Origin of the sequence: Aliikangiella sp. G2MR2-5 (assembly GCF_015687155.1) — a bacterium.
In the GTDB taxonomy this organism is placed as follows: Bacteria; Pseudomonadota; Gammaproteobacteria; order Enterobacterales; family Kangiellaceae; genus Aliikangiella.
In genome coordinates, this window is sequence record NZ_JADPQF010000003.1 from 210,833 (window position 1) to 228,682 (window position 17,850).

6 protein-coding genes are annotated in these 17,850 nt (G+C 41.7%); all 6 read left to right on the plus strand.

The window, feature by feature from the left end; all coding sequences use genetic code 11:
- The first annotated feature begins 303 nt into the window (after window positions 1-303).
- Window positions 304-1,281 (plus strand): transposase, encoded by a 978-nt coding sequence (locus tag IYN84_RS11390; protein WP_196139340.1) that lies wholly within the window; start codon window positions 304-306, stop codon window positions 1,279-1,281.
- Window positions 1,282-1,602: 321 nt separating this feature from the next.
- On the plus strand, window positions 1,603-1,866 hold the full coding sequence (locus tag IYN84_RS11395) for a hypothetical protein (protein WP_196139341.1): 264 nt from the start codon (window positions 1,603-1,605) through the stop codon (window positions 1,864-1,866).
- A gap of 450 nt (window positions 1,867-2,316) precedes the next feature.
- Window positions 2,317-3,624, plus strand: a complete 1,308-nt coding sequence (locus IYN84_RS11400; RefSeq protein ID WP_196139342.1) for a hypothetical protein — start codon at window positions 2,317-2,319, stop codon at window positions 3,622-3,624.
- 180 nt (window positions 3,625-3,804) lie between these two features.
- Complete coding sequence (locus tag IYN84_RS11405; protein ID WP_196139343.1) at window positions 3,805-7,869, plus strand: response regulator; 4,065 nt, start codon at window positions 3,805-3,807, stop codon at window positions 7,867-7,869.
- Window positions 7,870-8,165: 296 nt separating this feature from the next.
- Complete coding sequence (locus IYN84_RS11410; protein ID WP_196139344.1) at window positions 8,166-14,396, plus strand: RHS repeat-associated core domain-containing protein; 6,231 nt, start codon at window positions 8,166-8,168, stop codon at window positions 14,394-14,396.
- A 479-nt stretch (window positions 14,397-14,875) separates the two neighbouring features.
- Window positions 14,876-17,608, plus strand: a complete 2,733-nt coding sequence (locus IYN84_RS11415; protein WP_196139345.1) for a PD40 domain-containing protein — start codon at window positions 14,876-14,878, stop codon at window positions 17,606-17,608.
- Window positions 17,609-17,850 lie beyond the last annotated feature (242 nt).

Below are 17,850 nucleotides of genomic sequence, written 5' to 3' on the forward strand. Positions count from 1 at the left end.
AACAAAAGCCCCATTGAGGGGGCTTTCGCCAGATAAAATCTGGTATCCAGAATCGCCTTTACCGGCACAGCCTAGACCATCAGAGATGGTAGCGGGACGATGCTTTATTCAAGCCTCTGTATCATCCAAGAGTAATTCTATGAAACTTTTCAATGGGGATCAATGTGTCAATCTTAGCTCTGCATCGATCAAAATTAAGGGGACACCCACAATAAACTAATTTTATATCTCAAAATCGATTTGACTGGGGCTACTTATATAAGTAGTCTTGTTTTATGTGCTGCTTGAAAAGGAATTTCAATCATGACTCGCGCTCGTGAAAGCATTATCGATTTGGAATCGACGCCTTATTACCACTGTATATCTCGTTGTGTGAGACGAGCCTTTCTTTGTGGTGAAGACCACTTTTCCGGTAAAAATTATGAACATCGCCGTGACTGGATAGTTGAACGCATTGCCTATCAGGTTGTATCGTTTGCTATAGAAGTCGCAAGCTATGCGGTGATGTCCAATCATTATCATCTGGTACTCAGAGTGGATGTTGAAAAGGCACACAGTTGGAGTGAAGCCAACATTATTCGACGCTGGAAAAGACTCTATAAAATCCCCGAAGTTGTTAAACAGTATCAAAAGAATCCACAGGCAAATGGCATTGCAGAAGTCGCTCAAGACATTATCGAAGAATGGCGAAATCGCCTAATGGATATTTCCTGGTTTATGCGAGGATTGAATGAATATTTAGCCAGAGAAGCGAATAAAGAAGATAACTGTAAGGGGAGGTTCTGGGAAGGACGATTTAAATCCCAGCCGCTGCTTGATGAGGCTGCTGTATTAACTGCTATGAGTTACGTTGACCTTAACCCCATTCGTGCAAAAATGGCGAAGACTCCTGAGCAATCGAACTACACATCCATTCAACAGCGAATCAAACAATCGTTAAATTCAAACCATACCTTGCCAGTTCCACTCATTGAACTCACACAATCGGAACAAAAGCATAAAAACGCCATTCACTTTGCCCAGGTCGATTACCTACAACTAGTTGACTGGTTGGGTAGAGCAATACTGCCAAGTAAACGCGGTTTTATCGAAGAGGCTATCCCACCCATTTTGAACCGGCTTAACTTGCAAAGCGATGAATTTATCAATCTAATGAAAAGAAAAGACGATTTATCCGGATTAACAGCCATCGGCTCACCTGGCGTTTTGACGCATTACTTTGAAAAACTGGGCTATCGGCGAGTTAGAGGAAAATCCATAGCACAAAAAGTTTTCACCTAATCTGCTAAAAATCACTTCTGAAAGCTAATCATCATCACTGGTGAGAACTTGTCTCGCTCCAAAACTGACCAAACAATAAATTTGCTTCCATCTCGTTGTCTCATTCTTAAAGACACTATGGATAACTCAAAATCCAGGACTCGTCGGCGCTGATTATTTTTGTTAGTATGAAGTTATCATTAAGTTGGCTGTCCCGGTACTTGGGTACTTGGCGCCGGTACTTGGCGGTACTTGTCGTCCCGGTACTTGTCCCGGTACTTTGCCGGTACTTTGCCGGTACTTTTGGTACTTTGTGGTCCCCGGTACTTTCGGGTACTCAGAGTGGATGTTGAAAAGGCACGCAGTTGGAGTGAAGCCAACATTATTCGACGCTGGAAAAGACTCTATAAAATCCCCGAAGTTGTTAAACAGTATCAAAAAAATCCACAGGCAGATGGCATTGCAGAAGTAGCGCAAGATATCATTGAAGAATGGCGAAATCGATTAATGGACATCTCCTGGTTTATGCGAGGATTGAATGAATATTTAGCCAGAGAAGCGAATAAAGAAGAAACCAGCAATCCCGCATTCCGACAGTTTTTGTAGAGATTCTTTAAAACAACGAATAAAAATTAAACAAAAGTATAGAATCTAAACATCAATGTAAGCTATTTCTTACAATGACTTAAGACTTTTACCGTTTATTCTCCACGTAAAAATAATCTATCATAGTGTAACCACTCACTGGTTTGAAGGATAAAACCATGACGCTATTACCTTTCTCTATTCCCTAGAAAAGCAACTTACCTTCTGTCTAAAAAATAAACGCCACTTTGTATTAAAGACCATCAAAGTTTTCAGGCTATACCATTTCGGGTTTTTAGTTCGAATAACTTTGAAATAATACGGTGACCTAGTGGCTATTGATATATATCCAACTTTTATTGTCTTTACCGACTCTTAAAAGCGCGAAGAGAATAAGTCCACAACGCTTATCGATAATTGTCGCTTAACAGTCTGTGCATGGAAAGTAACTAAAATAACGGAGTTTTAAAAATGTTAAAGAAAATTCTATTGTCGGCAGGATTACTTACTGCTTCTTCTTTTGTAAACGCAACCGGCAGTGTGGTTTTATGGGAGTATGAGTTGGGATTGATGAATTCACACCCTAGCTTATTCGGGTTGAAAGACAGTGCCGGTAATTGGTACCTCGACAATAGTGGAAAAAAAATTGAATACGTTGGTAAAAAATGGAATGTGTTTGATGGCGCCGGAAAATACCAGAATAAAGTTTATTGGGGGTGGAGCGGGCCGGAAACTTATACCGTTGACGGTGGTGGAGATGCCAATCATCGCTATGTCACTTACGGCTACTGGAAGGACAATCTTGACAACGAAACATCTGGCGGAGCCTATGACCAGGCGGTCAATGACGGTAACATTGCGACTAAAGCGGAAGAGCGTTGGTCATTGGATGCCGTGAAAAATTTTGATCACAGATGGACCGGGATGTATGAAAATGACTACTACGATGACAATGCAAAAGATAATCGAAATCTGCAGCATAGACTCGGTTTTGCTCACGCAACCCATAAAAAGGATGCATTTGTAAATGATGATACCGTTGATACTCACTTAAAAGCCAAGGTAGCGCGCTTCACCAGACATAATGATTCCAATTGCCAGGATAGAGGCGTTGCCTGGCCGACGTTGTTTTTTAGCGAAAGCGCTTCCTGGCCTGGCAGCGAACTGAATCCCACCGCAATGTCGAGTGTTTACGTCTATTCGAAAGAGCAGAATAAATGCATGAATAAACATGCCAACGGCAGTTATATCAGAAACAACAAGGGTGAAATTGTTTCGCCAGGATATATCTATATTACTGCGGAAGAAAATGGTCGAGTAAGCGACTGGGGAATACCTGGAACTCCGATAAGAAATAATAAGTGTGATGCGGAGTTTCCAATAGGTTCCAGTAAGTATTCTGAGCATAAGAACAAAGCGGTAACGGCGAATAAAATTTGTAAATTGGCTCCCAATGTGATGACTGTCCATCAGCGATACACTATGTACAATTATATCGAATCTACAAATGGTAATGGTTGGAATGTGGGCTGTGAAAATATTACTTACGTCTGGGGATATGATAAAGCAAGCGAGCACAATAATGCTCACCAAAACTTCTTTCGCGCAGGCGAGTTGCGCTGGACTATCTGGCAAAGTACAACTAGCAACTCATATATTGAGCCAACCGCTCCTGTCTGGGATACGCTATGTAACAAGAATAATGGTACCAACGTAATCTATTCCGGAATTTATAAACTGAACGAATCGATTGAGGAAGATGACTACTATCAGGAGTGAGTTTTTTAGTGTGTAAGGATGTTGGTTGCGGCCTTAATCCTTACGCTATCTTTTAATTTTTGTGCTAGTTGAGATATTAATGGATTAAATAATTACCAATTATCTGCTACCTGTCGAAAGTCAATGTTTGCCCTGTTCTCTTCAATCTACACTACTGAAAAATGAAACGGAATTTAGCTAATGCAAGTTAAGAGTAGTCAACGAAATTTTTTATTAGGCCTGGTGTTGTTTTTGACAAGCTTTAACCTCTTTGCTGATAGTGAGCGAGGTCGTTCTTTTTTTTCTGAGTATCCTCCGGAGATATATGGAGGTGGATATCAAATCTGGAATTTTACCCAGGATTCTCAGGGCGTGATATACGCAGCAAATAACGGTGGAGTATTCTCCTTTGATAGTCATCAGTGGAAGAACATTGAGAATACTAACCGACTGTTGGTCATATCGCTAGACGTTGATCCTGATGACTCGATACTCGTCGGCGCTGCAGGTGACTTTGGACTTGTTTCTACTGCTGAAAACGGAAAGAAAATTTTTCGTTCTTTAAAAGATGACTTTGTAGATGCAGGGCTTATCAGTTCTTCCCAGCAAATAACAGAAATATTGGATGTCGTCTTTTTTGAAGATAAATACTATTTTCTTTCTCCATCACATATCTATCGCTGGCAAGCTGATGGAGAATTGGCTGTATTTCAAGGAAATGAACTTTCTTCTTTTGCCATATTTAAGGGAGAGCTTTTTGTATATGACAACAAAAAAGGATTAGAGCGAATCTCGGATACTGGACTACAACTGATTATTGATGAGATAGAGTTTGAGTCCAGCCCAGTTGTCTTTATGCTAAATGACAATGACTTGCGGCTTCTTGTTGGTAGCAAGGAAAATGGAATATATGTCGTCCAAAATAATTCAGTTTCAAAATTAGAAAGCCAATATCTTGAAAAAAATAAAAATTTTGGATTGATGCATGGTGTACTTTCACTGGATGGCGCTTTGGTTTTAGGCTTCGAAAAGAAATCAGGGGTAGCGATTCTGGATAACGAAGGTCGTTTGATTCAAAAGCATAGCAAGGCCAGTGGACTAAGTTCCGATGACATATTGACTAGTTTTATTGATGCCAACAATACCTTGTGGTTGGGAAGTAATAACGGTGTCTTGCGAATAGAAGCTTTTTCACCGTTAACTACTTTTGATGTTAAAACAGGATTGGTTGGTGTTGTTCATCGTATTGTTCGATTTGATGGACAGCTCTATGTCGCGACGAGTGAAGGAGTCTTTTATTTAAATAAAGGTATCTCTCCTGCATTCCACCGAATGAACAGGGTTAAAGCTCAATGCTTTAGTTTGATCGCAACAGATAACGGAATTTTGGCGGGTTGCGAAGATCGTGTTTATCAAATTGTTGGCGATAGTATCAATTTGCTTGATATTGAAAAGGATCTTAAAGTTTATGCATTACAGCAATTGAAAAAACATCCTGATATTATCCTGATTGGACTTTCAAATGGTCTCGCCTATTTACAGCGTGTTCAAAATCAATGGCATTATAAAGGACGCTTGCTTGACTCAACTCCACCATTTAGAGAAATAAAGCAAGATGATAATAATATTATCTGGATGAATACTTTTTATGAGGGTATTTATCGCGCAAATTTTGACTACGAATCGAAAAGCGTGACAACTCAAATTGTGACTGCCGAACAGGGACTACCTTCAGGCTATCCTTTCCTTATGCTTGTAGATGGTAAAATACTGTTTGGTACAAATGATGGTGTGCTTGAGATTGAAGAAGGAAATATTAAAAATAAAAAAATGTTGAGTCGCGATCCGCGTTTTGTCCAATTTATTAACGAAAATGGCTATCTCCTTGAAACTTTTCATCAGTCTGAAAATGGAAAACTATGGTTTACCGGTTCTGGGCTGAAGTTACTGGGTGGGATGAAGTTAACTAATGGTGTGTATATGATCGATTCAACTCACTTCGACAGGCGCGCAGATTTTTATACAAACATTATTTACGCAGAGAATAATGCGGTTTGGGCTGGCGGCCTTAACGGTTTATTAAAGCTTGATCTGATGAGCCAGAATCATGAAAAGACTTCAAAGTTAATGATTAGTAAAACTGTCGATATTTATCGACAGACGGAACTTTTTGGCGGAGGAAAACAAACGCTAATTCCAGAAATTGAGTACATGCAAAATTCCCTTCGTTTTGAATTTGCCTTAACAAGTTTTGATGCGCCAGATAAAACTTTGTACCAGTACAGACTGGAAGGCTTTAATGATAGTTGGTCTGATTGGTCATCGGAAACGTATCGTGAATTTACCAATCTTGATGAAGGTAGCTATGTTTTTAGCGTTCGAGCAAAGGACCTTTACCATCAGTCTGAAGCAGCAGAATTTCGATTTGTTATTCTCGCTCCCTGGTATCGAAGCTGGTGGGCTTATATTGTCTATGGGGTGATATTTTTGATGCTTGCACAGCTTTGGACTCGATGGAAGTCTCAAAGCATTCAGAGAAAAAATCGTCTGCTGGAAAAGAGAATCGGCGAAAAAACTACGGAAATTCAGCTGCAAAAGCATCAGCTGGAAATGCAGAATATACAGCTTGTGGAAATGAGTAACTATAAATCAAGGTTCTATACAAACATTTCTCACGAATTACGAACGCCCCTTAGTTTGTCGATTGCACCGGTTGCAGATATCCTCGAAGGAAAACTGGGGCAGGTTTCATCAGAAATTTATGAAAGGCTTACGCTCGTCCAGAAAAACTCCAGACATTTATTAAATTACATCAACCAACTTTTGGATATGACAAGAGAAGACAGCCTTCACTATGAGCTTAAGGTTGAGCTCGTTAATCTATTACCAATAGTCCGGTCTCGTTATGATGCATTTTATGCCCTGTCTAAAAGAAAGGAAGTTAGCTTTACCGTAGAAATTCCCGAGACGCCGGTAGAAATATTGATTGATCGGCAAATGTTTATTCATGCTCTGGATAACTTACTCAACAATGCCTTCAAATTTACTGACAAGGGTGGGGCCGTTCATTTAAAAGTGAAAAATTCTAGCGACAGTATTTTTGTGGAGGTCATTGATACGGGCATCGGTATTGACAATGAAAGATTGTCGAAAATATTTGATCGTTACTTTCAAGTTGGCGCTTCCGGAATTTCGAAGAAAAAAGGAATTGGCGTTGGCTTAAATTTTGTACAGGAAATTATGAAGCAGCATCATGGTCAGGTTAATGTCGAAAGTGAGGTTGGAAGTGGGAGTCATTTCTCGCTGCTATTCCAGAAAGGTACAGAGCATTTTTCCGAAGAACTGGCAAAGCAAGAACGATATGGTTCAGCTCAAAAAGTAGGTGAGCCTCAGGATTACGATACATTATGTCATATCGATAATTTAAGTCATTCTGATAATTTAAATCATTCCGATAAAACTGGCCGCACAGATAAAGAAGATATAATTCGTGTGAAAGATGGAAGACGCGAAAAGTTCCATATCCTGGTAGTTGAAGATAACAGAGAACTTCAGAACTATCTGGTGGAAAGGTTGGGGCTGGATTATCAGGTCTCTGGTGCAGACAATGGAAAGGAAGCGCTAGCTATCGCGCAAAGCTCACTTCCCGATATTATTTTAAGTGACATTGCCATGCCACAGATGGATGGAAAACAACTTTGTCAGGCGATTAAGTCCGATCCACTAACCAGCCATATTGCCGTGATATTACTAACGGCACAAACTTCTCAGGAACAAATTGTGAGCGGATTGGAGTCTGGTGCTGATGATTATCTGGTCAAGCCTTTCGAACCCCACTCCCTAGAGCTTAAGTTGGCTAACCTGGTGAACACGCGGCAGCAATTACATGCTCGATATAACCAGACTCTGGGAATCAAGACCGTTGACTTACCGCTTCGGTCGGCGAACGATGTCTTCATGAAGCGAGTGTTAGAGGTGATTGACTTATCGCTCGATAGTTCTGATTTTACTGTCGAAACATTGGCTTTACAGATCGGACTGGGTAGAAGACAGCTTTTGCGCAAAATTAAGGCTCTTACGAACAAGAGCCCGAGTGAGCTTATCAAGGAGAGGCGACTGCATACGGCGGCGGATCTCTTAAAGGCAAAAGTAGGCAATGTTTCAGAGGTAGCCTATCGGTGCGGATTTGAAGACCCGGCCTACTTCAGCAAAGAGTTCAAACTATTTATGGGGGTTCCTCCAAGTGAATACTCCAGAGCAAACTAACTAGAAAACTCGATACGTTCCTTTCTTAATTGGCAAGAGATGTGGCTTTACTATACTCCTCTCTTGCCGAGACTCCTTTATACAATGCGTTTTTAACTTCTTGTTATTTAAGCTGATTTTTTTAATGTCTCATATCTCCATATAAAATGTCCCATATATATCCTTAAGCTTTTGTTACTCGGTGATAACTTTGTTGGGCCTAAAAATCACTTAGGAGCCAGTCGATTTTTATGCCCTTTCTAATAAGGAACAATCCAGTTTAATTTACACAAGGAAAATCATAGAGGACCTATGAAATGAAGCTTAAAACACCAATATACAAGGTGGTTATTCCTCTCTTCGGGTTGAGTGCAATAACTACGCTAAGCCAGGCCAATATACCTGGAGAGCTTACTAACGGAGCCGGTGGTTCAGTTAGTGCCGATCAGCACCTCGCCAAGTCTAACCAGCAGGTTGGCAACAGTGGTGCGGTTAACTATTCCTTTCCGCTGGGTCAGCATGTGAGCGCTAGCTACTCTTCCAACGGCGGATGGTCTGTTGGCCAGGTCAGCCATATTTCTCGTTCCACCAGGTTCGGACTGCCCAAATATAATGAAAACGATATTTTCACCCTAAACGGCCAGGAGCTGGTGTGTGCAACCAACTGCGAAGCAGTGTCAGGCGATAGAATTTATCACTTAAGCAATGAAAACTATCAGAAGATTGAGTTTATTAACATTGATAGTGAAGACTCTTACTGGCAAGTCACCGATAAAAATGGTGGGGTAACGCGCTACGGTGCCAGCGACGATTCTCGAATTGAAGCGGTTGATATTGAAGCTGCACATCCGAGAGTTTGGGCTATCACGGACAAAAAGGATGCAGCCAATACTGAATTGACCAAATACCTTTATTCAGAGATCCCGGAAGCAGGAAACTACTATCTTCACTTTGTAATCAGCGGCAAAGTTAATGCTGCAATTAATGGATATAGCTGCGCCGAGCTGGAGTATGAGTGGTTACCTGCTAACAATCGCAAAGTAAGCTATCAGGATGGAAGCTATGTAGAAGAGCAGTTTCATGTGATCAACGTTTATAACAAGATAGGTTGTGAGCTATCAGGTAGCGGCGGTATGCAAACCAGCCGTAACCAGCTTTTGTGGGAAAGCGCGCCTTTTGGTGAATTACAACGAATTTCTGCAATACGGAGTTACGGCTCGGGTGATGTTGCCAAACCCGACACTTTATTCGAATATTACGAATTGGCCCCCGGGTTTGGCGAAGCGGAAAACTGGGGAAATCCGGAAGGAGACTTCGGGTTTACTGATGCGATACAGGAGTACTCGAACAGTCGCACCAAGGCTGAACTTCTGGATATGAACGGCGATGCGCTACCTGATCGTGTGAGAAAAGATGAAGAAGAAAATTTTCGTATCTGGCTAAATAATGGGGACGGATTTGCCAACAATGCTTTGAACTGGGGCAATCCTGCTTCGGATGCGATAAGAGAAGGAGACGATACCAAAGCGGATCTAATTGATATGGATGCCGATGGTAAACTGGATCGAGTTCGAAAAAACAATAATGAAGATATGGTTGTACGCAGAAACAAGGGTAACGGATTCTCTGAGCCCGACGGCTGCACCTGGGGAAATCCAGAAGGACGTTATTCGGCAAATCTTGATATTCGAGTGAGCGTTAATGGTATTAATACACATGAATCTGACCCCTGGGGAACCATTATTGATCTGGTGGATATGAATGGTGATGGCTATCCTGACCGAGTTTACAAAGGTTCACCGGATAACGATGGCGAACATAACTACGACAACTATCATTTCAAAGTCTGGTTAAATGATGGCTGCGGCTTCGATCGCAATTTGGTCCAAGACTGGGGGAGTCCGGAAGATTCCCTGTTTGGTGAACCAGGTAACATCAGACATATGGGGTCGAAAACCATAACCCAGCTTGAATTAATGGATATCAATGGAGATGGTCTGCCTGACCGCCTGCTGAAAAGAGCATCAGAGCCTCTCTATGTCTGGCTGAATACTGGCAGTGGTTTTGAGAATGAACATCTCATTTGGGAAAATTCTACAGACGGTCACGCTTTACGACAAACCGTTAAATCCGGTGAAACTAATTACACTGTCAGAGATCTGGTTGATATGAATGGTGACGGGTTGCCAGATAGAGTTTACAAGCGTCAGGATTCACCTTCTAGCGGGTTAGCCGACCTTAAAGTTTATCTTAATACCGGGAGAGGCTTCAGTACTGTCGAGACTAATTGGGGCAGTCCTGATAATCAATTTTTACGTAAAGTGGAATCGAACGAAAGTAGTTTCGCTCTAATTGATATGAACGGTGATCGCTTACCTGACCGTGTAATCAAATGCGACACCAGTTGTGCACAAACTGACTTTAGTGTGCGTTTAAATTTAGCAAAGCCCGGTGAAATGCTGCTGAAAAAAGTGACCAACCATTTGGGTGGACAGACTTCCTACGTTTACCAGCCGCTCGATCTCAGCCCGACAGGCTACAATCCTGACTATGGTCAAAAGCGTTGGGTTGTCTCTAAAAAAATTATTTCAGATGGCTTTGGTGACAACGGGACCGGCGAAGAAAAGAGAACGACTACTTATGAGTTTCATGGAGGCGTTTACGATAAAAATCACAGACAAGATTTAGGGTTTGAAAAAATGTTTCAAATTGAGCCAACAGGGGATGTCAGAGAAACGCATTTTTATCAACTCATAAATCTATCCGGTGTGGTCAAGAAAAGCTTACTTCGCCAAGGCGCTATTGACGGGCCGATCCATGAGTATCGCTACGATTACTATGAAGATCGCGCTGAAGATCCGAATGATTATTCTTATGGAATTCAGCAGGCTCGACCTAATCCAGGACCAGACGCAGAAGTTTACTCACCCAAAATTCATACGGTTCACAACTTTATTGTTAGTGGCTCTACCTCAGTTGATTTAGGCGGTATGCCGGAGTACTCAGGGTTAGGTTTCAAGCGAACCAAGCAAACATATGAGTATGATTCTTTTGGCAATGTAAAAAGTGAAATTAACTATGGTCTGGTTGACTCTCAAGAACACACTGACGTAGGCATTGATAAAGTAACCAATGATACCCGTTGGGGATATTACTTATCCAAGTGGATAATGAAGCCTATTCTTAAAGAGAGCCTGGAATGGAATGTCGATACCCAAAGCTATCAACTTTCCGCCAAAACACAATTTATCTATGATGATAGTGAGTCCGGTGTCGGTGAGAATGGCTGGTTAACAACCAAAAGAATCTTTCAGGATGAAAGTAATTCTTACGACATTAACTATCGCTATGACACTGATGGCAATCTGGAAAGAGAGCAAAATGGAAGAGGCTTCTGGACAATCTATACTTTTGAACCTCGTTATAAACGGTATCAGCAAAGTGTCGAATTGCCGTCGCCGGTTGATAAAGCCAACATAACCACAAGTCATTATGACAGCCTGATGCGTTTGACTTCCACTGTTGATGGTAACGAAAATACTACGAGCTATGGCTATGATTCATTTGGTCGCGTTTCCTATATTGTTAAACCATTAGATGAATTAGCCTATCCGACTATTCGTTATTTCTATACCGATTGGGAGCCAGTCAAGAACACGCCTTCCTATGTGCAAAAGCAAGTCAAAGATGAAGCTGCTGCCAGTATTATCAGCCGAACCTACTATGATGGTTTTGGACAAGTTATAGAAACAAAGACCGAGGCTCCCGCTTATGGTGATAATGGCCAGATCAGGTACAGAACTGTTGATAGCTGGCAGTTTGTTGAGGGTAACAAGAAGGTCAGGCAAACATCTATTCCTTATTTTACAACCGGTGCTGAATATAGCCGTAATCTGACGCCCGATAAAAAGGAGAGTCGAAGTGAAACCTATCTTAATGCTGATTCCAGTATTTCGAGTGACTATCTGGGAACGGTGATTAAAACAACGTCGGCTTCAGAAAGGCCTACTTATCAGCGAGATTTTCATTTCACAACTTATAATCTCGATGCCAGTTTTCATTTCACTTCGACGGTGAAACAACCGGAAAGTCTTAAACGTAGCATCTATCAGTATACCGGAGTATTTCCTGCCAATAGTTTTTATGCGAGAACTGAAATACATGACTATTTCCACAAACAGCAAATTTTTGATCATCATGGTAACACTACTGTGAAGCATAAAAATTTTCTGGGTCAAACTGTTAGGGAAGAAGATATGGACAGAGGCATCTGGCAATATTCTTACGACAAAAACGGTAACCTGAAAACACAAACTGACGCAAAAAATGTACTCATTGTATTTGATTATGATGTGCTGGACAGAATTCAGAGCAAAACTTATCCGGATGGCAGCACCATTGAATACTATTACGATGGGGACGAGGACCGGGATGGTGAAATTGACTCAGGCCGCAGACATATTCTTGGGCAGTTAGCCAAGGTTAGCGATTTTAGTGGCTATACTCGCTTTTGGTATGACGAGCGCTATCGGATTACCAGAGAGCAAAAGAAAATAAATGGACTTAGTACCAGAAATATCTACTTCCGATATGATTCGATGGATAGAATTTCAGGGATCAAATATCCTGCTGATGATAATTATACGGTAATAGGTTATGACCGAGGCGGCGCAATGCTGTCAATTACTGCTGACGGTATGGATCAAGTAATAAGCCAGGTCAATTATAGTGAGCAGGGCCAAGTCAAAGATATTTTCTTTAATGGAAGTAGTCAGCATTTCGAATACTGGGATGAAAGCCGAGATTATCGTCTCAAGTCTAACTACAGCCTGAAAACTCAAGACACCAGCGAGCTTATCCGGTATGAATACGATTATGATGCTGTCGGCAACATTGAAAAAATTGATGGTTATCTTGATTCGGTGCTAACACCGCAGTATTCCCGCACATTTACCTATGATGACTTGAGCCGGCTAAAAACTCAGTCTAATGTCGATTATTTTGGTGGCAGCGAACTATTTAGCTACGATGAAATTGGCAACATTACCGAACGTAATGGTGTCAAGTATGTATATCCGGAAAAAGGAAAAGCTCGTCCTCATGCCGTAACAAGCGTTGGCAGCAAAGCTTATCAATACAATGACAATGGTGATATGTTCGATCGAAATGGTGATCTGATTGATTATGATTTTGATCGTCAGATGGTTCAGTACAAGGACGAAAGCTACCTGTATGACTACGCTGGACGTCGAGTGAAAAAGTGGACGAGTGAGGATACTATTTACTACCCCAATAAATATTATGAAATTCGTAATGACAAACCAATCAAGTTCTATTATCTGAATGGGGTAAAGATCGCCAGACACAAAAGGAAGGAATATAGCTTTATACACAATGACCATTTACAAGGAAGCAGTATCATAACAGATATTTCTGGAGTAAAAACTCGGGAGCTTCTTTATAACAGTTTCGGTGAAGTGAAGCGAAATGTTGGCTCAGGGGAGTCTCCGGACTATAAATACACTGGTAAAGAAGAGGATAGCTCAGGGCTAAACTATTTTGGTGCTCGTTATTATGACCCTGGTATCGGCAAGTTCATTCAAGCGGATACATTATATGATGGAGCTTCGGGGCCAGAAGGACTAAACCTCTACGCCTACTCAGCAAATAACCCGATTAAGTTTAATGATCCGTCAGGCAATAGCGCAGGAGATCCAATCGCATGGTTGAAAGCAATTAAAGATACCTATTCCGGGATCAACAACTACAATAGCGGTAATGCCCGAGACGGTGTTCTTCAGGTGACTGGTTCGGTAGCCTTTGCTGTTCAGGCTGTAGCGGAAAGCGCGACCAACAGTTTGGCAAAAGCGTCTGAGAAATACGCTCGTTCTGCCGTAGTTAACAGTGCCAAAGCTGTTGTTCGGGGTCGCAGTGTAAATCCTTTTACGCGTTTGTCGGGAACAGGTGCAGCAGTTAAAGCGGATATTGCAAATTCTGCTTCAAAAACCATGAGCAAAGGAAGCAAGATGGCGGGCAGATATGCTAAAGCTGCTGGAAGAGTTGGTGTGGGCTTAACTGTTATTTCACTGGCGCCTGATGCATATAATGCTGCCTCTTCTTATTACAATGGGAGTACTACAAAAGGCAATTACTATGCAGCTAAAGTCGGAATGGGTGGTGCAATGGCTGCGGCCGAAACAACTCCCCTTGGACTCGGTGTTTCCATGATGATATCTGTGTCAGAAGCTGGTGCGCAAAACTTTCTTGCTCAGCATACAGGAGAGACAACTGCTGGATTCATCGATACCATGGCTATGGGGACAGCAATACTCTCTGTTGATGGCGGAGGACAAATGATTGTCGACGCTCTACAGGAAAGTAATACTGGTTATCAACCAATCGATAGTGCCCGGCATGCGCTTGGAAACGGGATCGAGGCTGTCCCGGGAATTATGAATAACGCTTCGATTATCGCTGATCATGTTGGAGACTCTGTTAGCAGTGCGTGGAACAACTTCTGGAGTAGTGATGAACAGGGAAATAATTAATCATGTTAGTTGACTAGTTGTCCACTTGAATGTCTGCCATCATAAAGCTCGCTAATTCATTGCAGTGGCTTTATGGTGGCTTCTACTCTCAAGCCTTCTTGCATTACATCAGAGGTTCAGTAACAGGAAGGACCTAAACTCTCTATATTTAGTATAAATAATATTCAAATTCGTGTTTTTTCATAAAGATGTCGTATTTCTTCATAAGATTGTCCCAAATTGTTCCTGCTCTTTTTGTAAGATATCCCGATGGGCATTGAAGCTCTTATTAATATCTAGTCTTTCTTATTTTAGTTTTGTTATAGGGACTGCAATAGATTGAATTTAGATTTTATTTCGGTGTAATAAAAAAAATGGTCGCTCAGTTTTTGTAAGTATTTAATATAGTGAGTCACTGTTAAAGGCTTTTTGCATTCAACATGAGTATCTTGCCGATACAAAAAATTATATTTAGTGGAATGAGAAGAAGGAGTTCCTACATGGTTTTAAAGGTTCGTAATGGAAAAACAACGCGCATACGCAGGGCAATTTATAAGGCGCTATTTTGTAGTTCAATAATATTAACTACCACGAATGTTATGGCGATTGAAGGCGATCAAGACAATGATGGTATGCCGGATGAGTGGGAGCTAGTCAACGGCCTTAATCCTATGGACCCTTCCGATGCCAGTACTGATCTGGATTGGGATACCTTGAGCAACTTAACTGAGTATGGCTTGGGAACGGATCCGAACAACTTTGATAGTGACAGTGATGAGCTCGATGATGGTATGGAAGTCAGTCTTAATATTGATCCGACAAAACCCGATAGTGATGGTGACCAACTACCTGATGGCTGGGAATATTTTAATAGTTTGAATCCAGCTGATGCGAGTGACGCTTCGCTAGATGCTGATTTTGATGGGCTCAATAATTTAGAAGAATATTTATTGGGGTCATTTCCGCAAGACCCGGACACAGATGATGATTCGATTCTTGATGGCGATGAAGAAATGAATGGTACCAGTGCGCTGGATTATGATACCGACAATGATGGTCTTTCTGATAATGAAGCCAGTGAGTTTGGTACCAACCAACTAAACAGGGACTCAGACTCTGACGGTATTATTGATGGTTTTCAGTTTGGCTCTGTTTTACCTCTGGATCCTTTACAAGAGTTAAACAGTGGAACCGGAGAAAGTTCCGGCGCCGCCTTGTCAGCCGATGGTCGCTTTGCCGTCTTTGTATCAGAGCGCAGTGGACTGGTTTCAAATGATAACAATAACTTTATCGATGTATTCTGGCACGACACGCTAACCGGAGAAGTGAGAAAAATCAGTAATGCCTGGGATGGCGGTGATGCTAATGGTTGGAGCGGTCGTATTGTTAACGGCATCGGTATTGATATCTCTGCAGACGGTCGATATGTGGTTTTCCAGTCCGGAGCCAGCAATATAATACCCTCGGACTTAAATGGTGGGAGCAGCGACATATATCTTCATGATACGCAAACAGGAAAAACAAGTTTAGTGAGTGTAACCAGCGATGGCGTACAGGCTAGCGGTAGCAGCTGGAGTCCAAGGATTTCGAATGATGGACGTAAAATAGTATTTCGCTCAAGCGCCACTGAGCTATTACCTGGCGCTGACAATAACTCCTACAACAGTGATATCTTTTTGCATGATCTTGACACAGGAGTAACTGAGCTTATCAGTAAAAATTCACAGGGAGTGCAGGGAAATGGCAATAGCGAAGGCGCTGATATTTCTTCGGACGGACGTTATGTTTCATTTCTATCAAAATCAGATAACTTGGTGATAGACGACAATAATAGTCCGACTCTTTCTAAAAATGATTTGTTTGTACATGATCGTGTTGAAGGTAAGACTGCCCGGGTTAATCTAAACAACGATGGAACTGAATTTCCTACTGAATACACCTATGGGGGCTCGCTCTCTGGTGATGGCCGATTTATAGCATTTTCTACAACGGCTGATATTGATAACGCGGATAGTAATAACGGGTTCGATTGTTATATCAGAGACTTGCAGTCAGGGAATAATATTCTGGTGAGTGCGGGTGAGAGTAACATCAAATGTGTGACACCATCACTTTCTGAAAGCGGTCGATTTGTCGCTTATGAGTTGTTGCGTGGAGCGAGTAATTCTGGGGATGGAATTTATCTTAAAGATATGCAGTCGGGCCAGGTTAAAGTCATTTCAAAAACAGAGCAAGCGGCTGAATCGTTTTCTTATGGTCGTGGTATAGGGTTGGATGTTTCTGATGACGGACAATTTGTTCAGTATGCGCTAAGACCTTATTATCTTGGAGGAACTATTTACGCTGGACATCAGAATTTCTTGTCTAAAACGGATATGCCAAAAGAAGTAAAAGGCCCAAAATTGACAACTGATTTTCTCTCCAATGTAAGCAGTAGCGAGTGGACAACAGTTACACTGCCTCATCATTATCAGTCTATGGTGGTTGTGGCTACGCCTCAGTATGATCAGAATTCTGTACCCATGGTTGTTAGAATTCGAAATTCAGAAGGCAATCAGTTCGAAATTAAATTAGATCGGACCGATGGCTTGAGTGCAGAAGTGTTTGGCGACGTTCATTATTTCGTGGTCGAAGAAGGCGTTTATACGGTAGAGAATGATGGTCTAAAAATGGAGGCGGTCAAATTTACTTCTTCTGTTACCGACTCTAAATCTTTTTGGAGTGGTGAAGCGAGGAGTTACCAAAATAATTATCAGGCACCTGTGGTACTGGGGCAGGTTATGACCGCAAATGATCCCGCATTTTCTGTTTTCTGGTCTTACGGCGCTAGCCGGGGAGCAGCGGCTAACGCTTCTTTCTTAAATGTTGGTAAACATGTCGGTGAAGATCCTGATATTCAACGCCAGGATGAAACCATAGGCTATGTTGTTTTCGAGCAAGGAGCTGGTAGTGTTAATGGCTTGAATTACATTGCCAGGCTTGGTGGCGACACTATTCGAGGAGTACAAAATGGTCTATACAATTATTCACTGTCTGGTTTGACAAATCCCAAGTCAGCGGTTTGCTCACAAGCGGCTATGGATGGCGGAAATGGCGGCTGGGCTGTTTTACTTGGTGAGATTAATGCTGACAGACTGACTTTGGGAATTGATGAAGATCGTATGAAGGATAGCGAGCGAAATCATACAACAGAACAAGTGGGATACATTGTTTTTGAAAATGCCGAAAACTAATCCCGCGTTATAAAGAGAAATTTTAGGATGCATTACCATTAGTTAACCGGTGATGCATCCTATACATGCCCAGTTAATTATTTACTGATATTTTTATTCACTCATCTTAGTTAGTTGCAATTTTAAAATTACCCCTTATTCGATCCTGATTGCAGTATCAACTTTGTTACCATCACCAGGTAGAATGTAGTTAACCTGCCTCTTGATCCAATCCTTATACTGGTCGGCACATAAAAGCTGGG

Excerpts from the sequence above, each read along its gene's own strand:
- IYN84_RS11400 (WP_196139342.1), top strand. The coding sequence starts at position 2,317 with ATGTTAAAGAAAATTCTATTGTCGGCAGGATTACTTACTGCTTCTTCT.
- IYN84_RS11410 (WP_196139344.1), top strand. The coding sequence starts at position 8,166 with ATGAAGCTTAAAACACCAATATACAAGGTGGTTATTCCTCTCTTCGGG.
- IYN84_RS11415 (WP_196139345.1), top strand. The coding sequence starts at position 14,876 with ATGGTTTTAAAGGTTCGTAATGGAAAAACAACGCGCATACGCAGGGCA.
- IYN84_RS11390 (WP_196139340.1), top strand. The coding sequence starts at position 304 with ATGACTCGCGCTCGTGAAAGCATTATCGATTTGGAATCGACGCCTTAT.
- IYN84_RS11405 (WP_196139343.1), top strand. The coding sequence starts at position 3,805 with ATGCAAGTTAAGAGTAGTCAACGAAATTTTTTATTAGGCCTGGTGTTG.